Here is a 26,268-nt window from a genome sequence, read left to right on the forward strand (position 1 = left end):
TGACAAAGCCTTGATACAAGGTTTAGCTTGTCTGTTAACCAGAAACCCCAAGCCATCGGATAGTAGTAGGTTAAATATTGTCATCACAACAGTCTAATCAAAGCATTAAACACAGTTGGTTTGGTCATTTCTATAGGGGCAAGCCTGATGCGGGGAAACTGACCAACAGTGGTATTACTTTTTACCGTTGCAAGGGGCGGTTTACAACAGAACACCCCGCCATAAATAGCACTAACAACGAATTGAGCTTTAAGTGGGAAGAGCTAGATTCACCACCGACTTTTAAGCTTAGCTCATTGGGTTTTATAATTAGTTTTAACGTATCTGGCACCGCTTATCAGATCCCTTATTTAAGTTATTTTTCGCATTTTCAGTTTGGCGTAAAGACGAAACAATTGTGGGCGAGGCTGAATGGGCTACGGGTGTGTGAGCTGGTGGCTAAAGTTGAGCAGATAACCACCAGCGTCTATCCACGCCAATCACGTATAGAAATGGTGCAAGCCAGAGTGCAGCGCGAATACCAACGTTGGTTCCCTTGGTGTGAAAATATGCCCTTGGCTAACGATATAAAAACAGCGTTAGCCAAATTAAAGCAAATACATAGCTGGGATCAGGCAGATATTGAGAAGCTGCGTGAACGCTATATTCAATCTCAGCTATCCAAGTATGCTGACTTTTTTAAGCATGTTGAATCTAAACCGCTAACTGATATGCAGCGACGAGCCTGTGTGGTTGATGATAATAACAACCTACTGTTAGCAGGGGCGGGTACGGGTAAAACCAGCGTTATGGTGGGCCGTGCAGGCTATTTAATTAAAAGTGGTCAGGCACAAGCTGATGAAATATTACTGCTTGCCTATGGCAGAAAAGCCGCTGATGAAATGGATGAGCGCATTAAAAACAAACTTAACACCGATGACATTAAAGCTAGCACCTTTCACAGTTTAGGTTTAAGAATTATTGCGGAAGTTGAGGGTAAGGCCCCTAGTCTGTCTCTTTGGGCTGAGGATGAAAAAGCGAAAGATAGCTGGGTGCAAAGCACGCTTGAAACATTGATTGAAGATCAAGCCTATCGTAAGCAGCTGTTTGAGTATTTTAGCCAATACTATTACGTTGAAAAAAGCCAGTTTGATTTCGACTCTTTGGGAGATTATTTTCAGTACCTTACAGACAATGATATTCGCACCCTAAAAGGGGAGCGGGTAAAAAGCTTTGGCGAGCTATACATTGCAAACTGGCTATTCAGTCATGGCATTGAATACAAATATGAAGCTAAGTATGAGCACGAGGTAAGCACGGTTGATTTTAGTCAATATCAACCAGACTTTTATTTACCTGACTACGGTGTTTATATCGAGTATTACGGCATTGATGAAGATGATCGTACAGCCCCTTATATCGATAACCAGCAATATTTGGAGTCGATGGAGTGGAAACGCCAATTGCATAACGAGCACGACACAGTTTGCCTTGAGCTTTTCTACCACCAGCATAAAAAAGGTCTGCTTATAAAGCAGCTAGAAGACCAGATCAAAACGTTAGAGATCAAAGAATCACCGCTACCCGATGAAGCCATATTAGCGACACTGAATGAGCTTGGTCGTGTTACTGAGTTAGCCAAGTTATTTAGTAAGCTTATTGGCTTGTATAAATCAGCTTGTCTCGATAGTCACGGGCTAGAAATGGTGTTTAGCAATGCCGCAGATGCGAAACAGACCCGTAAGGCATTTGAGTTATTAGAGCCCATATTAAGTCGTTACCAACAGCAATTGTCAGCCTCTGGCGATATCGATTTTGAAGACATGATAGGCAAAGCATTAGGCTATATCCAACAAGGACAATTTCTTAGTCCATGGCGCTATATCATGGTCGATGAATTTCAAGATATCTCAGAGCCTAGGGCTCGGCTAGTCAAAGCGTTAAGGGACTCTTGCTTACCTGGGGGCAAACCCAAAGCATCATTGTTTTGCGTGGGTGATGATTGGCAGGCAATTTATCGGTTTAGCGGGGCAGATGTTAGTTTAACCACTCAGTTTACTGAATATTTCGGCCCGACAGCTAAAACGTATTTGGATGAAACATTCCGATTTAACAATAGCATTGGGGATGTCGCCACACAGTTTGTGACCAAGAACCCTGTTCAGCTTAAAAAAGACATTCGCTCCAATTCAACAGTTGATTACCCTGCGGTGTCATTGATACGACGAGGCGCACAAGAGCCTGCCAATCAAGATGAACCAAGCCTCAATGCACTTGAACAGGCTTTAAATGCGATTAACAAGCGTGTTGAAAAGGTTGAGGATGAACTTAGCACTAAGTCAAAAGCCCAGCCAGTAGTGTACCTGCTGGCGCGCTTCTGGTTTCAACTGCCCGACAACGTTGAACTAAAGCAGTTAAACAGACGATATCCAAAGCTGACTATTCAATGCCAGTCTTTTCATGCCTCAAAAGGTAAAGAGGCTGATTATGTGGTAGTCATGGGGATGCAAACGGGCAAAAACGGTTTCCCGTCAATGAAAGTCACGCCCCCAATACTTGATGCGTTTTTACCTAAGGCAGAGGCATTTGAATTTGCAGAAGAGCGTCGCTTATTTTACGTGGCATTAACTCGGGCAAAACACCGAGCATACGTGCTTGCTGATATGACTGATGTGAGTCCATTTGTGATCGAATTGCTTAAAGAAAACTATGCCATCGAGCAAGATGAATTCACCACCTCTTTGGTGCAACAAATTTTTGAGGACATAAGTTGTGTGCGCTGTACTACAGGTACGCTGAAACCCAGAGTTGGCAACTTCAAATCGTTCTTCTCATGCTCCCATTTCCCTTTGTGTGATCACAAAGAGGAGGGGTGTGAGCTTTGCGGTGGCCCAATGACACGTAAACGTTTTACCGGCTTTAAGGTATGCCTTAATGATTCTTGTGGCCATACAGCGCCGGTTTGCAGTGTTTGTGGTGGTGATATGAAACTGAGAAAAGGCCCTTATAGCGAGTTTTGGGGTTGTATTAACTTTAGAAGAGATGCTCCCGTTAGCTGTAGTCATAAAATCAATAAGCAAGTTGCTATGAGTTTATTGGCACAATCTAAAAAATGACGGATACAAGCCCTCAGTACAGCTGACCAGTTTCTAGCGGTTTAATTGGAATATTGTTGAGGGTTAATGGGTAGCAGTTTAGGCTTATTGTCTTGCTTACTCAGTCGCAATGGTTTGTAAATCTTTGATACGCTTCTTCAGTTCACGCATATTGTCGCTTTGTTTAAATCGACCTGAGTAAAACATACCTTTCTTACTTAAGGTTTTAATATCCCATTCTATATGCTTCTTATGCTGGGCGTTGCTTAGCAGGCTCTGATTAAACAAAGGTGCAGGGTACATAGGTGTGTGAACATGAAAATACAGATGTTCGCTGCCCTTATCTTTGTAGTAATGATCTAAAGCCGATTGAATTAATACTAGGGCATCACTACCTTCATATTCAGCGATATAATATTTGAGTGTTTCTAACTCTACTCTAAATTCTTCAACAATGGTCATGGCGTTTGTGTAAGCTGTTTTTTGATTGCTGTGACTTAGCTCTTTTAGGTTTATATATGCGGCCATTGCATTGTTGGCTATTTCCTTAGTGATTTTTAGCTCGAAATGATTATCTACGAACCAGCTAAACGAGTTAAGCAGTGGATTGAGCCTTACTTTTAACTTACCTTCCTTTGTTTTAGCGCCTGTAGAGCGTCCACCGTGAAGTTTACAGCGGCCATTGGTCTTATTACCATATCGTTTACAGGGCTCTCCTGAGCGGGTTTTAGCGCCACATAAAGTTAAAGCTTTAAGATTAAATTTAGCCATTATTACTCTTATTTTTATTGCTTATCGTAGTGATCACTTTTAGGTCATTGTTCGGTTCATGGACTTTGTTTGGTATTTTTTTATTGATGACTTCGGCTTTTTAGGGCGATAACAGATAAACCCACAGATAAATTTGTTTCAGGGTGTTTCCCCAAGTTTAGTGATCGGTCATCTTCTTATTCATTGCGCCTAGTCGCAGTGATCACTTTTCGGTTCATGGAGTGCTTATGTCTTTAAGATTGATCAGTGATCAATCTGATGTGAGTGATATTCACTGTGGGTATCGCTGTGTTGTTTAGTTACCCCCCAATACGCATTAGGACTAAGGTGTGTTAATGATGTGGTTCTAGCTGCAATACATTGTTGTAGCTGCACTGCATGTGACTGAGTGATAAACCAAGCATTTTTAGCTTTTATGATTGGCTTTGGCGACGCTTGCTTGTTCGCAGCCCTATAAGCTTGAATACGGCTGTTGTACCTGAAGGTGATATTTGGGTCCACAAGCAATATATCTTGCTGGTCATCAAATACTGCTGAGGCCTGAAGTTTATTACTGAGTAAAGATCGAGCCGTGCCATTGAGCTCTTTGGTCGCTTTCTTCGCTAGATAGGTGAGCCGATAAATAGTGTGTTTAACAGAGGCTTTGTTGCCACGTAGCATCACATTGAATGGGTTATCAACTAGAGCGACTTTACCGCCTAATTTTTCCCAATCTATCTGGATCAGCTCAAGTATTTTATTAGGATGCTGAATTTTATGACCGCTAAGCATTAGGGCTAAATGGTAATGTTGTATGTTCGACTGATGCTGTTCACGTGCACAAAGATATTTAACTTTGCAGTTATATCGTTTACTGAGCTTTTTAACTTGCTGAGTTAAGAACTGACAAATTTCTTTATTATCTGCAGAGTAGCATTGGGGATGTAAATCGACCCTAACTGAAAATACTTTGCTGTAATGGCTTAGCATGGTTTCGCAACTAGCAATAACCTGTGTTACTAACCTTGGCAGTAATGTTTTACTTTTCGGCTTGTAAACATTGTATGCGTGGTTTTTGTAGGCGACTAATGTTGAGTTATGTTTTGTTATGCAGAAAGACATGATAGTTCTCATTAATTTGCAATTTTGAATCGCGGCGTCGTTATATTATTTAATATCCGCCGTCACGACAGGTATAAATTTACTTGTTTCAACCAGTATTGCTGGGTTTGCGCTTGATTAGGGTTGAAAGTAGCAGTTAATTAAGTGGGTCAAACTGTGTCAGTTGTGTGACAAAAGCAGGTATATAACCTGCTTTGGATACCATTGTATCAATGGGGTAGCCATGCTTGGATATCTTTAAATAGCCAACAGGGACGACCACTTTGAAGTAATGAAGGGCTAGGGAACTGACCCGCTTTAATGCGTCGCCCTAATGTTGAGCGACTAACGCCGAGTAACCGTTGTATTTCAGGCTTTCTTACCAGTCGGTTAGCGTCAATGAAAAGGGCTAAATGGTCATCGTTTAGGTTTTTCATTAGCACTCTCCACCCGTATTAACCGTTTGGCGTGATGCAACCCAGTCAGTTAACTCAGATAGTAACCAGCCTACAGATGGGCTTTGTGGATAAAGTTGCCTGCGTTTAGGGAATTGACCCTTGCGCTCTAACGTCCATGCGGTGGTGCGTGATATTGAAGTGATAGCTTTGCGTTCCGCCTCACGAACGATACGGTCTGGTAATGTTTGATTTGATGTAGTCATGGTTACTCCCGTTTAAGTTTGTTCGAGAGTGATTTTGATGAAAGTAAGGGAAATAAGTAGGTAGTCTGCTTAGCTGACTACCTACTTAATGTATGTAAGTGTTTGTTTATAAATATTATTGGCTGAGGGTTCTTTTTATGGCTTGATCTTTAAAAGCGACAGTTAGTTCATTAATAACTTTATCTAAGCTTGGTTTAGGCAATTTGTTCGAGTTTTTAGGTTTAGCTACAGGCTTGATCCAGTTGTTTATTGAACTATATGCAGGACAGCGATTGGCATATTGCTGAAGGGCTGGAATGTTTTTATTATTCCCTTGCATTGTAAAGCTTAATAATCTTGTTTGAATAGCTTCTGCTAATAAGGTTTTAGGCGCGCTTTTTAAGTCTTTATGTTGATAAACATATTTGGCCATATCAGCGACTAAAACTCCAACTTGCAAACTTATTTTAGCTTTGGCATCCCCTGCGTTTTTTGGTGTAGAGATTGTCGCTTTATGACCTGAATTAGTATATCGATCCAAAAGCGCGCAAGTATCATTACTTCCAGCGGAATAACCAATTTGTACGCTGGTAGTTACGAGTTTATCAATCAGTTCGTAAATTGACTCACTCATAGGAGTATTTGGGGGCAATTCAGAAAGCAGCTTTTGTCCAAGCTTCATAAAAATATCGCAGTTATTAATAACAAGGTTTAGCTGCGATAGTGCTTCAGGTCTACTACGTATTGCATAAAGGTCATTTTGATTATGTTTAATAGCGTTAGATCTGTGATGTATAAGCTTGATAACTTCAATTCCAGCTGCATTATTTGCAAATGCATCATGTAAGTTTCCCTCTGCTATATCTTTTACTGATACCCCTAATAGCCGTAATTGTTCAGGAGCCATTTCTGGCAATATCATTTTACTTATATCATCGATACGAGATTTTCTGTCTTTGAGTGGAATGATGGTCATTACTTAACCCTTTCTCTTATTTGAAGCTACTGACTTGTAAGTTGGTTAGAGCTATTTCAGTTATTAATATTTTTAAGTGTGTAGCACCGTGTGTAGCAAACTAACAAAAACGGGCTTACCATTGCTGGAAAGCCCGTTTTTATACAATCACTTAGACGTTAAGTCTTAGTTCATGCCGTATTTCTTTAACTTCTTACGTAAAGTACCACGGTTGATACCTAACATGTTTGCAGCGCGAGTTTGGTTGCCACGAGTGTGCTGCATGATGATATCTAATAAAGGTGCTTCAACTTCACTTAACACCATTTCATACACTTCTGAAGCTTCCTGACCGTCTAACTGAGAGAAGAAGTTGGTCACGGCGCGCTTAACTGCGTCGCGTAATAACTGTGGCTTGATGGTGCCGTTTGCTGTTTCGATTTTGCCTACGGTAAGCTGGTGAACTTCTGTGTTAGTTGTCTGATCAAACATTCTATTCTGCTCTTTAATTAATTTTACACTAATTCTTTAAAATAACATTCCACAAAGGAATGTTGTTGGACAGCGGTTTCAAGCCGATTGAATTCTGCACGCCATTGACGCTGTTCTTCTCGGTTTAGGTACCATCCGATATGCTTTCTAGCAAAACGGACACCTTTATACTCGCCATACAAGTTGTAAAGTTTATCAAGGTGTTCAAGCATCACATCGCGTTGCTCTTCTACCCCAATAGGCGCTAACTTTTTACCTGTTTCCAAGTAGTGCTGAATTTCTTTAAAAATCCAGGGCCTTCCTTGTGCACCTCTTCCTATCATCACTGCATCAGCGCCCGTGTAATCAAGCACATATTTGGCTTTTTCGGGACTGTCGATATCGCCATTAGCGACAACAGGAATCGAGATATTCTGTTTTATTGCTTTTATTGTGTCGTACTCGGCAAAACCTTTGTACATGCATTGTCTTGTTCGGCCATGAACGGCTAACGAGGCAATGCCACAATCTTGGGCAATTTGGGCTATGTGGATACCATTACGATTATCAGGATCCCACCCAGTGCGAATTTTTAAGGTTACAGGTACGTCTACTGCGCCTACTACCGCTTGTAAAATCTCTTTTACTAGTGCGGGATTTTGCATTAACGCTGAGCCTGCAAGCTTCTTATTCACCTTTTTTGCAGGGCAGCCCATATTGATATCAATGATTTGTGCGCCTTGTTCTACATTGAACTGAGCGGCATTAGCCATTAAATCAGGATCTGCACCTGCTATTTGTATTGAGCGTATTCCTTCTTCACCTGAATGCGCCATGCGCACGCGGCTTTTGTCTGAGTCCCAAACTTCAGGATTAGACGACAACATTTCTGATACTGCTAAGGCTGCGCCATAACGTAAACAAAGGTTGCGGAAGGCTTGATCGGTGACACCTGCCATTGGTGCCACGATCAGCTGATTCGACAGTTGATAGGGGCCAATTTGCATTTGCTTTATTCACCTTGCTCTTCAAAGGGGCGCTATAGTAGCCCTTTTTTACGGGCTTGAAAAGGTCAATAAATGACCTAAATAAAACTTTTTTACTTGACTTTTGATCTCAGGCAACTAATTGACATAATTATGTCGATTTAAGGCAATTTTTTGGATTTTTTGAGTGTCAAAGCGTGTTGCAGCAAGGTAGTCGAGTGTAGCTACAGCTGTACTTTTATTGAAAAAAGGTAAAAAAATTCCCAAACTTGGCCTACAAGTTTGGGAATTTTAGAATGTTTATTACAAACTAACAGTTTACTTACGGATGCCGGTTAAGCGGCTCCAGTCTTCTTTATGGGCAGCTGGGTCCATATCAAACCATTGACTGTAGAAGTCAGATACTTCTTGAGCTTGCTCTTGCAGTAGTCCAGATAAAGCTAATTTTCCGCCCACTTTTACTTTTTCAGCAATCAGTGGAGCAAGCTCTTTTAGCGGGCCGGCAAGAATATTGGCAACTAACACATCAGCCTGTAGGTTTTCGGGTTGGTCTTCGGGTAAGTATAAGGCCAGCTGCTCAGAAACATCGTTACGCTCTGCGTTGGCTTTTGAGGCGTCAATGGCTTGATAGTCAATATCAACACCAGTGACTTTTTTCGCGCCAAGTTTGATCGCTGCAATAGCTAAGATGCCTGAACCACAGCCAAAGTCGATAACTTCTTGTTGGCTTAAATCTAAGCTATCTAACCACTCTAAGCATAAGGCGGTAGTGGGGTGAGTCCCCGTTCCAAAGGCTAAGCCCGGATCTAAAATAACATTTACGGCTTGAGGGTCTGGAATTTCGCGCCAGCTTGGGCAAATCCATAATCTTTGACCAAATTGAATAGGGTGGAAACTGTCCATCCATTCACGTACCCAGTCTTTGTCTTCTACTTGTTCAATTTTGTGAGTAAAACCTTTGCCTAAAAATGGCATAGATTCTAAAAACTCGATGGTAGGGGTTAAATCGGTCCCAGCATCAAATAAGGCTATCAATACGGTATCTTGCCATAACGGAGTTTCACCTAATTTAGGTTCAAATATCGGTTCATCTTGGCCATCTTCGTAGGTGATGGAAACCGACCCTTGGTCCATTAATAAGTCGCCTAACATTTCTGCATTGTCGCGATGAGTGTGAATGCGCAGTTGGATCCAAGCCATTGGGAATTCCTAATAATCAATATGTGTCGTGTTATTGGTCGCTATTATATCCCAAAACGCTTTGCATGTGCGAAAGTCACACTAGATTAGTTGCAAGGTGTTTGTTGATTATAAGGCGAAAAATTGTCTTCAATTGTCCCAAATAATAAATGGCTGTTTTGCTTAAGGTCTTAATTGAATAATGTTTGAATTTACATTCTGTTTACTTTTGTGATCCCTCTCTAACTACCACCATATAAAGGGTGAGCGATGTCACGGTTTGTTTTTCAATAACTGATTCTGTTTTAAAAGTCTTGTTATTGTAGGTTTCACCTAATGAGTTTCGACAGGACGTGCTGGCTTATGGCAACTAATTTTTTGCCCAACAATTCCACTAACAAAGGTCATTTTATTAAAGACTTTTCTCATCCAATATGGGCGGCACGTGCAGACAAATTGCAAAGTTTGTCTGGCATTATGCTAGGTGTATTCATTGTGATGCACTTGCATTTTGAGTCGAGCATTTTACTGGGTAAAGAAGCCTTTTATCATGTGGTGCAGTTTCTTGAGGGCGGCGTTTTCAGTGAATCAGGCCATGGTTACCCTTTGTTAACTCAAATATTTTCAGCCTTTATGTTGCTGGTGGTGATAGTCCACGCGGTGTTCGCCCTTAGACGCTTCCCCACCCAATTGGGGCAGTGGCAAGCTTTACGCAAGCAAATGCAATTTCTACCCCACGAAGATACTAAAATTTGGTTTTGGCAAATGGTCACCGGTTTTGGATTATTTTTTATGGTGCCAGTCCACCTATTTACTATGATGCTTGATCCCGCAATAGGCCCGCATTTATCTGCAGAGCGAGTTTACTACGATAATGCGTGGTTGCTTTATGTGTTACTGCTTCCTGCTGTGGTGGTGCATGCCATATTTGGCTTGTATCGCGTGTGTGTGAAATGGGGCTTAGTAAGCCAACGTTTTGCATTATTAAAGTTAGCTAAAATCATAGTGGCTTACCTACTGGTGATTGGCGTTGCCAGCTTAATTGCTTACATCGTGATTGGCCGCAGCCTTGAACTCCCCATCATCCCTTATGTGCCGATGAATTAAGGATAAATTATGCAGATCATATATACCGACACATTAGTTATTGGTGCAGGGTTAGCTGGGTTAAGAGTCGCCATTGCATCAAAAGAACGGGGCTTAGATGCCTTAGTATTGTCATTGATTCCCGCTAAACGTTCTCATTCGGCAGCCGCACAAGGTGGCATGCAAGCCAGCCTTGGAAATACCGTAAAAGGATTGGGCGATGATGAAGATGTTCATTTTCAAGATACTGTAAAAGGTTCTGACTGGGGATGCGACCAAACCGTGGCACGGATGTTTGCCCATTGTGCGCCAAAGGCGGTGCGTGAACTGGCAAACTGGGGAGTCCCCTGGACTCGAGTCACTAAAGGTGACCGACAAGTTATTGTTAATGCAGAAAAGGTTACCCTGACAGAGGCGGAAGAAGCTCACGGGTTAATAAATGCCCGCGATTTTGGTGGCACGAAAAAATGGCGCACTTGCTATACCGCAGATGGAACGGGGCATTCGCTACTTTATGCTGTTGACAATAAAGCCATTTCATTAGGTATTCCAGTACATGAACGTATGGAAGCTTTAAAAATTATCCATGACGGCAAGCGTTGCCATGGGGTGATAGCGCGGTGCTTAATTACCGGTGAATTACGGGCTTATATTGCTAAATCAACCACTATAGCCACCGGTGGTTATGGGCGTATTTATGAAGTGTCTACTAATGCGATTATTTGTGAAGGTATAGGCCAAGCCTTAGCGTTAGAAACCGGTGTGGCAACCTTAGGTAATATGGAGGCAGTACAATTTCACCCTACAGCCATTGTGCCAGTGGGCATCTTAACGACTGAAGGTTGCCGTGGTGACGGTGGTTTACTGCGTGATAAAGACGGTTATCGCTTTATGCCAGATTATGAGCCCGAGAAAAAAGAGCTCGCATCACGTGATGTGGTTTCACGGCGTATGACCGAACATATGCGCAAAGGTAAGGGGGTTGATAGCCCCTATGGGCCGCATTTATGGCTCGATATCACCTTACTAGGGCGTAAGCATATTGAAACGAATTTGCGTGAAGTAAAAGAGATTTGCGAAAACTTCTTAGGTATCGATCCAGCAAAAGACTGGATCCCTGTAAGGCCGACACAGCATTACTCTATGGGAGGCATTCGCACCAACCACACAGGCGAAAGCCCGCAATTAGCAGGCTTATTTAGTGTAGGTGAAGCCGCCTGTTGGGACATGCATGGCTTTAATCGTTTAGGCGGTAATTCGTTAGCCGAAACCGTGGTGGGTGGGATGATTATTGGCAAGTATGTGGCAGATTATGGTGAGCAACATCCATTAGACATTAATACCGCGTTAATTGAGCAATTTGGCGCAACGTTGAAAACTGAAATAGACCAACTTATTGAAGGTACTGGCACTGAGAATGCATTTGATCTGAAGCTTGCCATGCAAAAAATTATGATGGACAGAGTAGGGATATTTCGAAATGGTGCAGAGCTTCAACAAGCCGTTGACGAGTTATCTGCATTACTTGAACGGGCCAAAAATATCGGCCTAAATTGTAAAAAACGACATGCAAACCCTGAGTTAGTAGAAGCATTAAGAGTTAAGCGTATGCTTAAAGTTGCGTTAACCGTGGCTTGTGGCGCTAATGCCCGCACCGAAAGTCGTGGGGCACACTCTCGTGAAGATTACCCCCAGCGTAATGACAAAGATTGGCTTAACCGTACACTTGCCAGTTGGCCAGATGAAAATTCACTACTACCAACATTAAGCTATGAAGCGTTAGATGTGATGCAAATGGAATTACCGCCAGGGTATCGAGGCTACGGGGTCAATAATGCGATTAGTCATCCTGATACAGAAAAGCGTCAACAGCAAATAGATGACATTCTTGCTCAACTAGGCGAGGTAGACCGCCATGTGAAGCAGGCCGCTTTAATGCCGTTTGAATTGCCAGCAGCTTTACGGCCACACAATGAAAGATTATCAGATACTTTAGTGACTCGCGGAGATAAAGCCTAATGGACTCGCCAAGAACAATTCGCTTTGACATTTTTCGGTTTGATCCACAAGACCCACAGGATAGCCCTAAAATGGTGACTTATGAAGTCACTGAAGCCCCTGGCATGACCGTGTTTATTGCCCTTAATATGTTACGTGAGCAACAAGACCCCTCATTACAGTTTGATTTTGTGTGTCGAGCGGGTATTTGTGGCAGTTGTGCCATGGTGATTAACGGTAAACCAACGCTGGCTTGTCGAACCCTGACCGCCAACTATCCTGAGGGTAAAATTACCTTAATGCCATTGCCTGGTTTTGAACTCATTGGCGACTTGTCAGTTAATACGGGTAAATTTATGCGTGAATTAGCTGAGCGTTTGCAGTTATGGTTACAACCAAATGCAGATGTGGTGAATATTCATGGTTTAGAAACCCCAATGGATCCAGAAGAAGCTGCCAAGCTGTACGAACTAGAGCGCTGTGTCGAGTGTGGTGTTTGTGTGTCAGCTTGTGCTACCAAACAAATGCGCGACACTTTTGTTGGTGCCGTCGGGATGATGAAAATAGCGCGATTTGAAATGGACAGCCGAGATGCACGAAGTGCTGATGATTTTTATCATGTGATAGGTAATCAAGATGGGGTGTTTGGTTGTATGACCTTACTTGGCTGCCAAGATACATGCCCGAAAGATTTGCCGCATATGCAGCAAATAGCCTATTTACGCCGAAAAATGGCACAGACAATTCCTGACTCAAACAGAATTATTTAATGATGTGAGCTGGAACCTGCATTTAATAACGAAAACGGCAGATCCTCGATAACAGATCTCGAGGATGACGGTTGAGTACCTTCATCTGTTATCTCGGCAATACGCTATTTAATGCCATTCCGGCAATGGTTTGCGGGCCGGAAACTACATTATTTTATCCGTCATTCCGGCAATGCTTGTGGGTCGGAAACTGCTTTATTTTATCCGTCATTCCGGTAATGCTTGTGAGCCGGAATCTGCATTCAACACCGAAAACGGCAGATCCTTGATAAAAGATCTCGAGGATGACGGTTGATAACCTTCATCTGTTATCTCGGCAATACGCTATTTAATGCCATTCCGGCAATGGTTTGTGGGCCGGAAACTACATTATTTTATCCGTCGTTCCGGTAATGCTTCTGATCCGGAATCTGCATTATTTTATCCGTCATTCCGGCAATGTTTGTGGGCCGGAATCTGCATTCAATAACGAAAACGGCAGATCCTCGATAACAGATCTCGAGGATGACGGTTGAGTACCTTCATTCGTTGTTCCGGCAATACGCTAATTAATGTCATTCCAGTAATGTTTGTAGGCCGGAATCTGCTTTATTTTATCCGTCATTCCGGTAATGCTTGTGGGCCGGAAACTGCATTCAACAGCGAAAACACAGATCCTCGATAACAGATCTCGAGGATGACGGTCGAGTCCCTTCATTCGTTGTTCCGGCAATACGCTAATTAATGTCATTCCAGTAATGTTTGTAGGCCGGAAGCAGCATTATTTTATCCGTCATTCCGGTAATGCTTGTGGGCCGGAATCTGCATTCAACAGCGAAAACAGCAGATCCTCGATAAAAGATCTCGAGGATGACGGTCGAGTACCTTCATTCATTGTTCCGGCAATACGCTAATTAATGTCATTCCAGTAATGTTTGTAGGCCGGAATCTGCTTTATTTTATCCGTCATTCCGGTAATGTTTGTGGGCCGGAATCTACTTTGTTCAATTCGTTGCTATAAATAAACGTGATAAAGGTTCAGATACAAAAATGCCGCTAATAATAGCGGCATTTTTCAACTAACTAATCAAAATTAAAGATTATGATTTAGCGCGTTTCATTGCAGTGAAGAACTCATCGTTAGTTTTGGTCATAGCCAATTTATCGATAAGGAATTCCATACCTGACACTTCATCCATTGGGTTAAGGATTTTACGTAAAATCCACATTTTCTGAAGTTCATCCGGAGTAGTAAGCTTTTCTTCACGACGAGTACCAGAGCGATTAAAGTCGATCGCTGGGAATACACGTTTTTCAGCAGCTTTACGAGAAAGGTGTAACTCTTGGTTACCTGTACCTTTAAATTCTTCGTAAATTACTTCATCCATCTTAGAGCCAGTTTCAACCAATGCAGTAGCAATAATGGTTAAGCTGCCACCGTGTTCAATGTTACGTGCAGCACCAAAGAAACGCTTTGGACGATGTAATGCGTTAGCATCAACACCACCGGTTAACACTTTACCTGATGAAGGAATTACCGTGTTATAAGCACGAGCTAGACGGGTGATCGAGTCAAGTAAAATGACCACGTCTTTCTTGTGTTCAACTAAACGCTTGGCTTTTTCAATTACCATTTCAGCAACTTGTACGTGACGGCTAGCAGGCTCGTCGAAGGTTGAAGCAATAACTTCACCTTTTACCATGCGTTGCATTTCGGTCACTTCTTCAGGACGTTCGTCAATAAGCAATACCATTAACACCACTTCTGGGTTGTTGTAGGTAATACTTTGCGCCATGTTTTGCAGTAATAAGGTTTTACCGGCTTTTGGCGGTGCAACAATCAAACCACGTTGACCTTTACCAATTGGCGAGCATAAATCCAAAATACGTGAAGTGATATCTTCAGTAGAACCGTTACCTCGTTCCATGCGTAAACGTTCTTCTGCATGTAATGGAGTTAAGTTTTCAAACAGAATTTTGTTACGTGAGCTTTCTGGCTTATCAAAGTTAACTTCAGCAACTTTTAATAAGGCAAAATATCTTTCGCCTTCTTTTGGTGGGCGGATTTTACCAAAAATGGTGTCACCGGTGCGCATGTTAAAGCGACGAATTTGACTTGGTGATACATAAATATCATCAGGTCCAGCAAGGTAAGAACCATCAGAGCTACGTAAGAATCCAAATCCATCTTGAAGGATTTCTAATACGCCACCACCAAAGATATCTTCTCCGCTTTTTGCGTGAGCTTTTAAAATTGAGAAAATGATATCTTGCTTTCGAGTACGTGCCATGTTGTCAAGTTTCATGCTTTCAGCAAGAGAAACGAGATCTGATATAGACGTGTTTTTTAATTCTGTTAAATTCATGTGTGGGAGTCTTGTTTTACGCAACAAATGCTTACCGCAATCAATCAGCAAGGGTTTTGTACATAAATAATGATTGATAAACGAGAAGAGGTTTAATTGAAAAAATCTGCGAATAAAGTTAACACTATCTGATGCGGACGTCCAGAAATTTAGATGGAAAATGGCACAAATTGTTTAAAACTTGTGCCATTTCTCATTTCATTGGCGCTTAAAATTAAATTTGTGCGTCAATAAATTCTTTAAGCTGAGTTTTTGATAATGCGCCAACTTTAGTTGCCACTAACTCACCCGCTTTAAACATTAATAGCGTAGGGATACCACGAACACCGTATTTCGCTGGAGAAATGTTGTTTTGGTCAACATTCAATTTCGCTACAGTTACCTTGCCAGCATACTCTTGCGCAACGTCATCTAAAATTGGGGCAATCATTTTACAAGGACCACACCACTCAGCCCAGAAATCGACTAATACAGGAATGTCAGACTTTAAGACGTCGTTTTCGAAGCTGTCGTCGCTTAGGTATACTATTTTATCGCTCATGTTGTTCTCCAGATTTGGTTCCATTGCTAGTTTATTAATGGCTTACCATGTATATTGGGTTAGTTGAAAAGCTTTTCAAGTGACCGTGTAATTATCCGCAAATTAATATTTGCCATTATACGCAGGGCATTTTCAGTTTGAAATAACTGAAAAAACTGTCTTAGAGCTTCTCAGTGCTTAATTATTTTAAGTAAATTATTGAAATTTATTTACAATTATTAAAAATAATTAAGCAGTGAGGTGCTCTGAAATTTGCCTATATTATAGGAACGGATAATTAATGAAGCTATTTCAAACGATCGTATCTTTTTTTGCAACCCTTACTAGTATGCTGGTGCCATGAGCCAAACACATTTATCTACCCAAAAGTTCGCTGACTTTCCACTGCAAGATGCAGTTTTATCAGCTCTGCAAGAAAACGGTTTTGAGTTTTGTACTCCAATTCAAGCCCTTTCATTACCTATTTTATTACAAGCCAAGGATATTGCCGGCCAAGCACAAACGGGTACCGGTAAAACCATGGCATTTCTTGTTGCAACCTTTAATCACCTATTAACGGTTGCCGCGCCAGAAGGCCGTAAAAATACCGAACCTCGTGCCATTATTATGGCGCCCACTCGTGAGCTTGCTATTCAAATTGCTAAAGACGCAAATTTGTTGGCTAAGCATACTGGGCTGAAAGTCGGCATTGTTTATGGTGGCGAAAGTTACGAAACTCAACGCGAAGTATTAGATAAAGGCGTTGATATTCTGATTGGTACTACCGGCCGTATTATTGATTATGTTCGCCAAGGGGTGATCAGCTTAAATCATATACAAGCTGTGGTATTGGATGAAGCTGATCGTATGTTCGATTTAGGCTTTATTAAAGATATTCGGTTTTTGTTCCGTCGTATGCCAGATGCAAATACACGCTTAAATATGCTGTTTTCTGCGACGTTATCAATGAAAGTGCAAGAGCTAGCTTATGATCATATGAATGATCCTGAAAAAGTTGAAATTGCGCCGTTAGAAAAAACCTCTAAAAATATTAAAGAAGAAATCTTCTATCCGTCGATGGAAGATAAAATGCGTTTATTACTGACGCTAATTGAAGAAGATTGGCCTGAAAAAGCCATTGTTTTTTCAAACACCAAGCATAGCTGTGAGAAATTATGGTCGTACTTGGAAGGTGACGGACACCGTGTTGGTTTATTAACCGGTGACGTGCCACAGAAAAAACGTATACGCATTTTAGAGCAATTTACTTCGGGACAACTAGATATCTTAGTCGCGACCGATGTGGCTGCTCGCGGGTTACATATTTCTGATGTGTCTCATGTATACAACTATGATTTACCTGATGATTGCGAAGATTATGTTCACCGAATTGGTCGAACTGGTCGTGCAGGTGCGAAAGGTGTTTCAGTGAGTTTTGCATGTGAAGAATATGCATTGAATTTACCTGCAATTGAAAGCTATATTACGCATTCAATCCCAGTAACAAACTATGATCGTGAAGCACTGTTAGACGATATTCCGCCTCCAGTTCGTATTCACCGTAAGCATCCTTCAACTCGCACCCGTGACGGTGCTAATAAAGGTGCACATAGAAGTGGTGGCAATAGTCGTCCACCGCGTCACAGGACTCGTAGACACTCATAAATGCAACAAGTAGCTAAACCACCGTATGCAGCCATCACATTAGGCTCTAATAGCTTTAATATGCTGGTTGCACATACTGTCGCGGGCAAACCGCACATTATTGCTAAATATAAGCGTAAAGTTCGCCTTGCTGAAGGTATTGGCGAAAACGGTATGCTGTCTGACGATGTGATGCAGCGTGGTTTAGATTGCTTGGCGATGTTCCAACAAATGCTGCAACAGCATCAAATTCATGCCGACGACGTCGCGATTATTGCTACGGCCACCTTAAGAGTGATTGCTAATGCGGAACTCTTTCAACAAAAAGCTTTTACTATTCTTCCATATCCTATTGAAATAATTAGTGGTTTGCGTGAGGCAGAACTGATATATCAAGGTATGGTGGCAACAACGCCTGGTGCTGGAAAGCGCTTAGTTATTGATATTGGTGGCGCTAGTACAGAATTTATTGTGGGCGAAGGTTGTAAGGTACGGTTTAAAACCAGCGTACCTATGGGCGGAGTGTTATTTAATCAGCAATATTTTGCTCAAGCGCCATTTTCTTTAGATAATTTTACTCGCGCAAAACAGGCTGTATCTGATGCATTGGCGGATAACCTTGTTACGTTAAAGCAGTTAGGGTGGGATAGTGTTCTGGGCGCATCAGGTGTGGTGCAGTCAGTGGTTTGTTTACTCAAAGCCCGTCAACAGGCACCAGTTATAACGCTCGCGGTATTAACCGGTTTACGAGATGAGGTATTGGCTCAGTCTGATATGCAGCTTTCAGATATTAAGGGCCTTAATGCAGAACAAGCGCCTACATTTTCTTCTGGTATCGCCATCTTGTTGGCATTGTTTGAGTTGTTATCTATCGAACAACTGCACATTGCAGGTGGCGCATTACGCGAAGGCGTATTACAAACCTTGGCGGATAAACAGCGCTTCTAATCTGCCATTTTAGCAATGCATCCGTTACGTCATTTCAACAATGTACCCATTACGTTATTTCAACAATGCTCCCACTACGTCATTTCAGTAACGCTCCCAATACGTCATTTCACCGATACCTCAATCACGTCATTTCAGCAAAGCTTGTGGGCTGAAATCTGCTTTTTGGGACTTAAGGCAGTAGACCCTCGATAAGAGATCTCGAGGGTGACGATTAGTTGGATTCGAGGGTGACGGCAGTTTGGATTCAAGGGTAACGGCAGTTTGGATTCGAGGGTGACGGCAGTTTGAATTCAAGGGTGACGGTTGCTTGGATTCAAGAGTGAAGGTTGTTTGGGTTCGAATGTGACGAAGTGGGGGGGGGGAACTTATGGTTGTCATAATCATTGGGCATAAAAAAACGTACAGACCATTATCGATGGTGTGTACGTTTTTTTATCGACATTATTCAATGTCGACAAGGGTAGCAAAATTTATTTTAAAATCTTAACTAAATCAGCTTCTAGTGACACCTCTGGACGTTCTACTATACGGCCGATTTCTTCACCTTTTTGTTGAATAATAAAGGTTGGAATTCGGGTGAACTCGTAGTTTGCGGCTAAGCCTTCAGGGTCTTGCTTAGCACGGTCAACACCGATATAGGTCACGCTGATATTCGGGTTGTTAGCCTCTTCGATTAAACGCATGAAACGAGGGGTTTCACGGTGGCAGTCTGGGCACCATGTACCAATAATAACTACAATTTCAGTTGGTTGTGAAATTTGCTTTAGTGCAGCAATTTGCTCTGCATCAGTGGTGTAGTTTTGGTACTCTTGGGCATAGCCTGGTAAATCTTTTTCTAGTGCTTCAGTCGTTACAATACCGGTCATAATCACTTCTTGTTTCTCCTCGCCACATGTAGCCATAAAGCCTTGCGACTCTTCTTCAAATCCACAGCCACTATTTGCAAAAGCTGGTGCAACAAGTAACTGACTACCAAAAATAAGTGCGCTGGTGGCAAATAATGTTTTAACGCTATTGTGCATGATAAAGCCTCGATGAAGAAGAAAAAAGATAGCTGGCTTATATAAGCATGGCGGTTATTACCTGTTAAGTATTAACTGTTGCTGATGTTAGCTTGATCACTAATTGCATGACTATTTTGCCGATTTTTGAGAGTTAGCGCAGGACGAAACCTATAAATGAATAACCTAAAGTAACTGCCCCATTCTTGAGGACTTTTTAAGGTGTTATTGGCTGTTTGAATGATTGATTGATGCGTTGTTAATAGCAATGGAGGGTTTGATCCATCAAATACGATTGTGGAATTAATGAATTGGCCTTTAATCTAGCGTTATTGAAATGGTTAACGACACGAGTAAAACATGAAAAAAAGTATTTTAGCGTTAATGATGGTATCAGCTTGCTTCTCTACAGTGGCGAATGCCAACCCAAGTGAATACCAGCAAGAAATTGATTTAGATATGGCACAACTCACTCAAGTTGATGCACAAGTTTTTGTTGTTGAAGAAGTTGATCAAGACCATGTACAACTTTCTGCCCACGTAGAAACTGAGTTTAGTGAAGTTTATATTTCTAAACAACAAGCACATGAGTTAGGCCTAGAGAAATCAGCACACTTTCATGTGGGTGGTAAAGCCAACATTGTTTCTCTGGCTGAGGCTATTGCGCTGAAGATTAGACAAGACGACCCAACATTTTTCTCAGTGGAAATGTATCGACAATATAACCGTGTAAACGACACACATATTTTTGCTGCCAAAGTCATTGAGTATAAGTAACCCCTTTCATAGTTCTCATCTCCCTTTGCCGAGTTAATTACTCGGCTTTTTTTTGGCTAAAATTGGCCACAACAAACGGTTCAGATATTTTGATGGATTGAGTCCGCCATAAGCGATTATCGGGTTTTTAAATTTGGCGGTATTCTAGCGTTATTGAAATGGTTAATGACAAAGCAAGAGTACTGGTTACCCCATCAACTCATGTTTTACTGGCAAAGTAACAACAGTAGGGTGAATTATCTTCACTGCTATTTTTAATACTTAACCAGAGGTTAATCGACCCCTTTCATAGTTCTCATCTCCCTTTGCCGAGTTAATTACTCGGCTTTTTTTTGGCTAAAATTGGCCACAACAAACGGTTCAGATATTTTGATGGATTGAGTCCGCCATAAGCGATTATCGGGTTTTTAAATTAAGCGGTATTCTAGCGTTATTGAAATGGTTAATGACAAAGCAAGAACACTGGTTACCCCGCCAACTTTTTGTTTTGCTGGAAAAGTAACAAAAGTAGGGTGAATTATCTTCACTGCTATTTTGAATACTCAACCAGAGGTTAATCGACCCCTTTCATAGTTCTCATCTCCCTTTGCCGAGTTAATTACTCGGCTTTTTTTTGGCTAAAATTTGCCAAAAAAAATCCCTGCGAAACTTTGCTTCAGCAAATAGTGCAGGGACTTTATTATTCAGTGAAAGCTAAATAAAGATGAAATTAATCTTTAGGGATTATGCTTTACCTTGTTCGCGGGCAATTGCACGGTAAGCAATGTCTGTACGGAAGTAAACGTCGTCCCAATGGATAGCCTCAACTAAGCCGTAAGCTGCTTTTTGAGCCTCGGTTACCGTATTGCCTAACGCGGTTGCACACAGTACGCGTCCACCACTTGTGACAATGTGGCCGTCTTTTTCTGCGGTGCCAGCATGGAAAACCTTGGCATTATTATCGCCTAAGCTTAGTCCATCAATCACATCGTTTTTACGGTAAGCATCTGGGTAACCGCCTGCGGCTAATACCACTCCAACCGCAGCTCGGCTGTCAAATTCTGCCGTCACTTTGTCTAACTCACCACGAGTAGCGGCTAAGCAAAGCTCAACTAAATCAGATTGAAGGCGCATCATAATAGGTTGAGTCTCTGGGTCACCAAAACGGCAGTTGTATTCAAGTACTTTGGCGCTGCCGTCAGGAGAGATCATTAAGCCAGCATATAAGAAACCAGTATAAACATTGCCTTCAGCTGCCATACCATCAACCGTTGGACGAATAACATTAGCAATAGTCCAGTCATGTACGGTTTGGGTAACTACCGGAGCTGGAGAGTATGCTCCCATACCGCCAGTATTTGGGCCATAGTCGCCATTGTCGCGTGCTTTGTGGTCTTGGCTAGATGCCATGGCTAGAATATTTTTACCATCAACCATCACAATAAAGCTAGCTTCTTCGCCTTTTAAAAATTCTTCAATAACCACACGAGAACCAGCATCACCAAACTTGTTTCCCGCTAGCATATCTTCAATGGCTGCGTCAGCTTCAGCTTGGTCTTGAGCGATAATCACTCCTTTACCTGCTGCTAAGCCGTCAGCTTTAATAACCACTGGGAAGCCAGTTTTATTGGTGAGTTCAACTGAATAGGCTTTAGCTGGCTCAATTTCAGTGAAGTTAGCGTAGTCGGCTGTTGGGATATTGTGGCGCGCTAAAAAATCTTTAGTAAAGGCTTTAGAAGACTCAAGTTGAGCAGCGCCTTTAGTCGGACCAAAAATAGCTAGGTTAGCGGCATTGAATGCATCAACAACCCCTAAAGATAATGGCACTTCAGGGCCAACAATGGTTAGCTCAACAGCATTTTTTTGTGCAAATTCAACTAATTCTGCAATCGCTTCAACTTGAATGTTAACGTTTTCTAGTTTTGGTTCTAAGGCTGTGCCAGCATTCCCCGGTGCCACAAAAACCGTATCAACTGTTGGTGATTGTGCTGCTTTCCATGCTAGGGCGTGTTCACGTCCGCCACCGCCAATTACAAGTACTTTCATTGGTTCACCCCTAAAAATATCAAAATTAATTATGTTCTTATAACGAAAAAAGCAGCCTCATCGGGCTGCTTATTTCTAATGGTATTTAATGGCGGAAGTGACGCATGCCAGTAAATACCATTGCAATATCATGCTCATCTGCTGCGGCAATGATTTCTTCATCGCGAATACTGCCACCCGGTTGGATAATGCAGCTAATGCCAGCAGCAGCTGCTGCATCAATACCATCACGGAACGGGAAGAAAGCATCAGATGCCATTACAGACCCTTCAACCACTAACCCTTCATCAGCCGCTTTAATACCAGCAACTTTAGCTGAGTATACACGGCTCATTTGTCCTGCGCCGACACCAATGGTCATGCCGTCTTTTGCGTAAACAATGGCATTTGATTTAACAAATTTAGCCACTTTCCAGCAGAACATTAAGTCAGTTAATTGCTCTGCCGTTGGTTGACGTTTTGATACGACTTTAATGTCAGCAACATCGACCATACCTTGGTCACGGTCTTGAACTAATAAGCCGCCATTAACACGTTTGTAGTCACGGCTAGTGGTTTTAGTGTTCCACTCGCCACACTCTAATAAACGTACGTTAGCTTTTGCCGCTACAATGTCACGTGCTGCTTGGCTAACTTTAGGAGCAATAATCACTTCAACAAATTGACGTTCAACAATGGCTTTAGCGGTATCGGCATCTAACTCTTGGTTAAATGCAATGATGCCGCCAAATGCAGAAGTTGGGTCAGTTTTGAATGCACGGTCATAGGCTTCTAAAATATTGTTGCCTAATGCTACACCACAAGGGTTAGCGTGCTTAACAATGACACAAGCTGGGCCGTCAAATTCTTTAACACACTCAAGGGCTGCATCAGTATCGGCAATATTGTTGTAAGACAATGCTTTGCCTTGAAGCTGAGTAGCACTCGCTACTGAAGCTTCATCAATGTTGGTATCAACATAAAAAGCCGCTTGTTGGTGGCTGTTTTCACCGTAGCGTAAGTCTTGCTTTTTCACTAACTGAGTGTTGAAGGTACGCGGGAATGAAGAGTCTTCGTGGCACTCATCTTGGCTATGGGCAGGCACCATTGTACCGAAGTAGTTAGCAATCATACCGTCGTAAGCCGCAGTGTGTTCAAATGCTGCAATGGCTAAATCAAAACGCGTTTCAAGAGTAGTGCTACCGTTGTTAGCTTGCATTTCTGCAATAACACGGTCGTAGTCTTTAGCGTTTACCACAATGGTTGTGTCTTTGTGGTTTTTAGCTGTAGAGCGCACCATTGTTGGGCCACCAATATCGATGTTTTCTACCGCATCAGCCAAGGTACAACCTTCTTTGGCTACGGTTTCAGCAAACGGGTATAGGTTAACGGCAACTAAGTCGATAGGGTTGATGGCATTTTGTTCCATCACAACTTCGTCGATTCCACGGCGACCTAAAATGCCACCATGCACTTTAGGGTGAAGTGTTTTAACACGACCGTCCATAATTTCTGGATGACCAGTATAGTCAGAAACTTCAATAACAGGGATGTTGTTGTCGGCAAGCAGCTTTGCAGTGCCACCGGTTGATAGCAGTTCAACACCTTGAGCATGCAAAGCTTGTGCAAATTCAAGGATTCCAGTTTTATCTGAAACGCTTAATAGCGCGCGACGAATTGGTCTGACAGTATTCATGTAGGTACAGGGTCCACTTAGTAAATTTCAAGGATCTTTCGCAAAATGGATTCATTAATAGATTTACTTAAATCCATTTTGCCAAAGTACCTCGACAGCACAGGTGTCCGTGATTTTTAAATATCTTAATGGCTTTTAAGAACAGTTGATTGACAGTTGTAGCCTCAAAGCGCGCGTATTTTACCGTAAACCTTATAGTTTGAGTGTTTTTTCTGCGTGATTTCACAATATTGAAATCAGAACAAACATAGACAATAAAAAAGATCATCAGACCCTTGACCTTAGATTAAACTCTAAGGTTTATACTCTATCCATAATCAACCACTCTCTTGTGTCAGCGAAGGTGACTTATGTACCGAATTGGTGAGCTTGCAAAGCAATGTGATGTTAAAGCGGATACCTTACGATTCTATGAAAAGCATGGGCTGCTAGCGCCTTCAACTCGTTCAGAATCTGGCTATCGATTGTATAACCAAGATGATGTGGCAAGATTGCGCTTTATTTTGCGGGCGAAAGCCGTTGGGTTTACCTTGAATGAGATCACCGAACTATTATCGATTGAACTTGATAAAGCCAACTGGGCTTGTGCTGATGTGAAAGGCATGGTGGATAACAAACTTGAGCAAGTACAAATTAAAATTGCTGAATTAACCCAATTTGCTAATTCATTGCAGCATTTATCAAATGCCTGTTGTGGCGGCCCTGACAGTGCAGAGCATTGTAGTATTTTAGAAGCGCTAGAATCAGAAGATAAGCAGCTTCATGCCAGAAATGAAACCGCACATAAAGCACAACACGTTAAACACACCAAAACCGTTAAAGCGGCATTAACCTAATACCGTTGGGAGTTTCGTATGTTATTTGAGAACTTTATTCACTTATTTTTAGAGTCAGCCCCATGGTTATTGCTGGGGTTGGTATTAGCGGGTTTGCTGAAAGTGTTTGTGCCTATGGCGTGGATGCAAAAGCAATTAGGGGGGCATGGATTTAAAACCGTACTAAAGGCCGCAATACTGGGGGCGCCTTTGCCTTTATGTTCTTGTGGTGTGATCCCCGCAGCCGTTGGACTGCGCAGAAGTGGCGCGTCAAAAGCCGCTACAACTTCATTTTTAGTTTCAACTCCTGAAACTGGGGTGGATTCGGTCACGGTATCTTATGTTTTACTTGGTCCATTTATGGCTATTGTGCGCCCTATCGCTGCCGTAACCAGTGCGGTGGTAGCGGGTTTGTTAGTGGGCAAAGATGAACAAAATGAAGTCGCTAAGCCTGTAGATGTTGCTGAGACGAAAGCCACTGCTAATGCCGTTGACGGTAACGTTAATGATAAAACTACTGCAGCTAAAAGTCGTTGTTGTGCCAACAAAGAAAGCTCAGTAACTAATGGCTCAGTGGAAGGTCAGGTTAATACTACTCCTATAATGAGTTTACATGCCGCAACAGATACATCGTTAATACAACCTATAACGGCACCGTCAACTAAGGCCACAGCTGAAAGCACCTGTTGCAGTAAGCCTAAAGATGTTGTTGAACCGGTAAAATCAAGCTGTTGTAGCAGCAAAACACCTGTGGCGACAGATGCCGAAATGAAAAGCCAATGTGGGCAAACTGACGAGAAAAATGACTCAGAAAGTTGCTGTGCTTCAACACAAGATATGGCCACTGATTTAAAACAACAATCTATATTAAGTCGAGTTGCAGCAGGGTTGCATTATGCTGCCACAGACTTAGTTAGAGATACCACTTTATGGTTATTAGTCGGGTTATTTTTTGCCGCGTTGGTACAAACTTATGTGCCTGGTGACTTTTTGGCGAAATGGGGTGACGGTATTTTAGCCATGTTAGTGATGGTGTTAGTGTCGGTGCCTATGTATATCTGTGCAACAGCGTCTACGCCCATAGCAGCCGGGTTACTGCTAGCTGGAGTGTCTCCAGGGGCGGTATTAGTCTTTATGATGGCAGGGCCTGCTACCAATATTGCAACCTTAGGTGTTGTCAGTAAAGAGTTAGGTAAACGCGCTTTACTGGGCTATTTAGGCGGTGTGCTAGGTGTTGCACTGGTTGCGGGGATGGTAGTGAATTATCTTGTAGCCAACTTTGGTTTTCAAGTGATGCCTCAAATTGGCCCAGAGCACGAATTATTACCTCAAGGTGTTGTGGCAATATCAGGAATAATTTTAGCGGTGTTAATGCTGAAAGTCTTATGGGATAAAATTCCCCGAAAACAGCAATCATCAGATTGTTGCTCATAGTGTAACATGTTAAAAAAATTAACAATTAAAAGGCCTTAGGGCCTTTTTTTGTTGATAATTTCACCGTTCAA

At 42.1% G+C, this 26,268-nt stretch carries 22 protein-coding genes; 9 read left to right on the top strand and 13 right to left on the bottom strand.

Annotation, left to right across the window (positions count from 1 at the left end; all coding sequences use genetic code 11):
• Positions 1-77 precede the first annotated feature (77 nt).
• Positions 78-3,095, top strand: coding sequence for a UvrD-helicase domain-containing protein (locus tag L2672_RS13555; RefSeq protein WP_248996375.1), 3,018 nt, complete (start codon positions 78-80; stop codon positions 3,093-3,095).
• Positions 3,096-3,191: 96 nt separating this feature from the next.
• Here the strand turns inward: L2672_RS13555 and L2672_RS13560 are convergent, their stop codons facing one another.
• The 8 genes from L2672_RS13560 to prmA all read right to left on the bottom strand — a co-directional run bounded on the left by L2672_RS13560 (position 3,192) and on the right by prmA (position 9,177).
• Positions 3,192-3,845 carry an HGGxSTG domain-containing protein gene (locus L2672_RS13560; protein WP_248996376.1) on the bottom strand — a complete coding sequence of 218 codons (654 nt, stop codon included), beginning with the start codon at positions 3,843-3,845 and terminating at the stop codon, positions 3,192-3,194.
• Positions 3,846-4,088: 243 nt separating this feature from the next.
• Positions 4,089-4,946, bottom strand: coding sequence for a YagK/YfjJ domain-containing protein (locus tag L2672_RS13565; protein WP_248996377.1), 858 nt, complete (start codon positions 4,944-4,946; stop codon positions 4,089-4,091).
• 209 nt (positions 4,947-5,155) lie between these two features.
• Entirely contained in the window at positions 5,156-5,362 is a 207-nt protein-coding gene (locus tag L2672_RS13570) for a helix-turn-helix transcriptional regulator (protein ID WP_248996378.1), read from the bottom strand.
• Complete coding sequence (locus L2672_RS13575; RefSeq protein WP_248996379.1) at positions 5,362-5,586, bottom strand: helix-turn-helix transcriptional regulator; 225 nt, start codon at positions 5,584-5,586, stop codon at positions 5,362-5,364. Before L2672_RS13575 ends, L2672_RS13570 begins: the two co-directional genes overlap by 1 nt.
• Positions 5,587-5,701: 115 nt before the next feature.
• Positions 5,702-6,541: a hypothetical protein gene (locus tag L2672_RS13580; RefSeq protein WP_248996380.1), complete on the bottom strand. Its 840-nt coding sequence runs from the start codon at positions 6,539-6,541 to the stop codon at positions 5,702-5,704.
• Positions 6,542-6,706: 165 nt separating this feature from the next.
• Positions 6,707-7,012 carry a DNA-binding transcriptional regulator Fis gene (gene fis, locus L2672_RS13585; protein ID WP_011494902.1) on the bottom strand — a complete coding sequence of 102 codons (306 nt, stop codon included), beginning with the start codon at positions 7,010-7,012 and terminating at the stop codon, positions 6,707-6,709.
• Between the two features lie 23 nt (positions 7,013-7,035).
• Positions 7,036-7,998, bottom strand: a complete 963-nt coding sequence (gene dusB, locus L2672_RS13590; protein WP_248996381.1) for a tRNA dihydrouridine synthase DusB — start codon at positions 7,996-7,998, stop codon at positions 7,036-7,038.
• A 297-nt stretch (positions 7,999-8,295) separates the two neighbouring features.
• Complete coding sequence (gene prmA, locus L2672_RS13595) at positions 8,296-9,177, bottom strand: 50S ribosomal protein L11 methyltransferase (protein WP_248996382.1); 882 nt, start codon at positions 9,175-9,177, stop codon at positions 8,296-8,298.
• 342 nt (positions 9,178-9,519) lie between these two features.
• Here prmA and L2672_RS13600 point away from each other — a divergent pair, with 342 nt between their 5' ends.
• Genes L2672_RS13600 through L2672_RS13610 form a run of 3 tightly spaced genes read left to right on the top strand, consistent with a single transcriptional unit; the run spans position 9,520 to position 13,010 of the window.
• Positions 9,520-10,263: a fumarate reductase cytochrome b subunit gene (locus tag L2672_RS13600; protein WP_248996383.1), complete on the top strand. Its 744-nt coding sequence runs from the start codon at positions 9,520-9,522 to the stop codon at positions 10,261-10,263.
• A 9-nt stretch (positions 10,264-10,272) separates the two neighbouring features.
• Positions 10,273-12,261 (top strand): fumarate reductase flavoprotein subunit, encoded by a 1,989-nt coding sequence (locus tag L2672_RS13605; protein ID WP_248996384.1) that lies wholly within the window; start codon positions 10,273-10,275, stop codon positions 12,259-12,261.
• A complete protein-coding gene (locus tag L2672_RS13610; RefSeq protein ID WP_248996385.1) occupies positions 12,261-13,010 on the top strand; it encodes a fumarate reductase iron-sulfur subunit in 750 nt (249 codons plus the stop codon). The genes L2672_RS13605 and L2672_RS13610 overlap by 1 nt, the downstream gene beginning before the upstream one ends.
• 1,079 nt (positions 13,011-14,089) lie before the next feature.
• On the opposite strand, the gene rho is transcribed toward L2672_RS13610, so the two are convergent.
• Entirely contained in the window at positions 14,090-15,355 is a 1,266-nt protein-coding gene (gene rho, locus L2672_RS13615) for a transcription termination factor Rho (protein ID WP_248996386.1), read from the bottom strand.
• A gap of 214 nt (positions 15,356-15,569) precedes the next feature.
• On the bottom strand, positions 15,570-15,896 hold the full coding sequence (trxA, locus tag L2672_RS13620) for a thioredoxin TrxA (protein WP_248996387.1): 327 nt from the start codon (positions 15,894-15,896) through the stop codon (positions 15,570-15,572).
• A gap of 339 nt (positions 15,897-16,235) precedes the next feature.
• Between trxA and rhlB the strand changes: the two genes are divergently transcribed.
• Positions 16,236-17,540 (top strand): ATP-dependent RNA helicase RhlB, encoded by a 1,305-nt coding sequence (gene rhlB / locus L2672_RS13625; protein ID WP_248996388.1) that lies wholly within the window; start codon positions 16,236-16,238, stop codon positions 17,538-17,540.
• Entirely contained in the window at positions 17,541-18,467 is a 927-nt protein-coding gene (locus L2672_RS13630) for a Ppx/GppA phosphatase family protein (RefSeq protein WP_248996389.1), read from the top strand.
• Positions 18,468-18,940: 473 nt separating this feature from the next.
• On the opposite strand, the gene L2672_RS13635 is transcribed toward L2672_RS13630, so the two are convergent.
• On the bottom strand, positions 18,941-19,492 hold the full coding sequence (locus tag L2672_RS13635) for a thioredoxin family protein (RefSeq protein WP_248996390.1): 552 nt from the start codon (positions 19,490-19,492) through the stop codon (positions 18,941-18,943).
• A 339-nt stretch (positions 19,493-19,831) separates the two neighbouring features.
• Between L2672_RS13635 and L2672_RS13640 the strand changes: the two genes are divergently transcribed.
• A complete protein-coding gene (locus tag L2672_RS13640) occupies positions 19,832-20,248 on the top strand; it encodes a hypothetical protein (RefSeq protein WP_248996391.1) in 417 nt (138 codons plus the stop codon).
• Between the two features lie 723 nt (positions 20,249-20,971).
• Here the strand turns inward: L2672_RS13640 and purD are convergent.
• Positions 20,972-22,273: a phosphoribosylamine--glycine ligase gene (gene purD / locus L2672_RS13645; RefSeq protein ID WP_248996392.1), complete on the bottom strand. Its 1,302-nt coding sequence runs from the start codon at positions 22,271-22,273 to the stop codon at positions 20,972-20,974.
• 85 nt (positions 22,274-22,358) lie between these two features.
• Positions 22,359-23,948: a bifunctional phosphoribosylaminoimidazolecarboxamide formyltransferase/IMP cyclohydrolase gene (purH, locus tag L2672_RS13650; protein ID WP_248996393.1), complete on the bottom strand. Its 1,590-nt coding sequence runs from the start codon at positions 23,946-23,948 to the stop codon at positions 22,359-22,361.
• Between the two features lie 350 nt (positions 23,949-24,298).
• On the opposite strand from purH, the gene zntR reads away from it, so the two are divergent.
• Both zntR and L2672_RS13660 read left to right on the top strand, forming a co-directional pair.
• Entirely contained in the window at positions 24,299-24,784 is a 486-nt protein-coding gene (gene zntR, locus L2672_RS13655; RefSeq protein ID WP_248996394.1) for a Zn(2+)-responsive transcriptional regulator, read from the top strand.
• A gap of 18 nt (positions 24,785-24,802) precedes the next feature.
• Complete coding sequence (locus tag L2672_RS13660) at positions 24,803-26,197, top strand: SO_0444 family Cu/Zn efflux transporter (RefSeq protein ID WP_248996395.1); 1,395 nt, start codon at positions 24,803-24,805, stop codon at positions 26,195-26,197.
• Positions 26,198-26,268: the final 71 nt, after the last annotated feature.

The organism is Shewanella gaetbuli, assembly GCF_023284065.1.
Classification (GTDB): Bacteria; Pseudomonadota; Gammaproteobacteria; order Enterobacterales; family Shewanellaceae; genus Shewanella; species Shewanella gaetbuli.

What these genes read in the sequence shown, in the direction of transcription:
- L2672_RS13635 (WP_248996390.1), bottom strand. Translation starts at nt 19,492, where the DNA reads ATGCACAATAGCGTTAAAACATTATTTGCCACCAGCGCACTTATTTTT.
- L2672_RS13660 (WP_248996395.1), top strand. Translation starts at nt 24,803, where the DNA reads ATGTTATTTGAGAACTTTATTCACTTATTTTTAGAGTCAGCCCCATGG.
- dusB (WP_248996381.1), bottom strand. Translation starts at nt 7,998, where the DNA reads ATGCAAATTGGCCCCTATCAACTGTCGAATCAGCTGATCGTGGCACCA.
- L2672_RS13580 (WP_248996380.1), bottom strand. Translation starts at nt 6,541, where the DNA reads ATGACCATCATTCCACTCAAAGACAGAAAATCTCGTATCGATGATATA.
- L2672_RS13570 (WP_248996378.1), bottom strand. Translation starts at nt 5,362, where the DNA reads ATGAAAAACCTAAACGATGACCATTTAGCCCTTTTCATTGACGCTAAC.
- fis (WP_011494902.1), bottom strand. Translation starts at nt 7,012, where the DNA reads ATGTTTGATCAGACAACTAACACAGAAGTTCACCAGCTTACCGTAGGC.
- rhlB (WP_248996388.1), top strand. Translation starts at nt 16,236, where the DNA reads ATGAGCCAAACACATTTATCTACCCAAAAGTTCGCTGACTTTCCACTG.
- L2672_RS13605 (WP_248996384.1), top strand. Translation starts at nt 10,273, where the DNA reads ATGCAGATCATATATACCGACACATTAGTTATTGGTGCAGGGTTAGCT.
- L2672_RS13565 (WP_248996377.1), bottom strand. Translation starts at nt 4,946, where the DNA reads ATGTCTTTCTGCATAACAAAACATAACTCAACATTAGTCGCCTACAAA.
- trxA (WP_248996387.1), bottom strand. Translation starts at nt 15,896, where the DNA reads ATGAGCGATAAAATAGTATACCTAAGCGACGACAGCTTCGAAAACGAC.
- zntR (WP_248996394.1), top strand. Translation starts at nt 24,299, where the DNA reads ATGTACCGAATTGGTGAGCTTGCAAAGCAATGTGATGTTAAAGCGGAT.
- L2672_RS13560 (WP_248996376.1), bottom strand. Translation starts at nt 3,845, where the DNA reads ATGGCTAAATTTAATCTTAAAGCTTTAACTTTATGTGGCGCTAAAACC.
- L2672_RS13610 (WP_248996385.1), top strand. Translation starts at nt 12,261, where the DNA reads ATGGACTCGCCAAGAACAATTCGCTTTGACATTTTTCGGTTTGATCCA.
- L2672_RS13600 (WP_248996383.1), top strand. Translation starts at nt 9,520, where the DNA reads ATGGCAACTAATTTTTTGCCCAACAATTCCACTAACAAAGGTCATTTT.
- purD (WP_248996392.1), bottom strand. Translation starts at nt 22,273, where the DNA reads ATGAAAGTACTTGTAATTGGCGGTGGCGGACGTGAACACGCCCTAGCA.
- rho (WP_248996386.1), bottom strand. Translation starts at nt 15,355, where the DNA reads ATGAATTTAACAGAATTAAAAAACACGTCTATATCAGATCTCGTTTCT.
- purH (WP_248996393.1), bottom strand. Translation starts at nt 23,948, where the DNA reads ATGAATACTGTCAGACCAATTCGTCGCGCGCTATTAAGCGTTTCAGAT.
- L2672_RS13640 (WP_248996391.1), top strand. Translation starts at nt 19,832, where the DNA reads ATGAAAAAAAGTATTTTAGCGTTAATGATGGTATCAGCTTGCTTCTCT.
- L2672_RS13630 (WP_248996389.1), top strand. Translation starts at nt 17,541, where the DNA reads ATGCAACAAGTAGCTAAACCACCGTATGCAGCCATCACATTAGGCTCT.
- prmA (WP_248996382.1), bottom strand. Translation starts at nt 9,177, where the DNA reads ATGGCTTGGATCCAACTGCGCATTCACACTCATCGCGACAATGCAGAA.
- L2672_RS13575 (WP_248996379.1), bottom strand. Translation starts at nt 5,586, where the DNA reads ATGACTACATCAAATCAAACATTACCAGACCGTATCGTTCGTGAGGCG.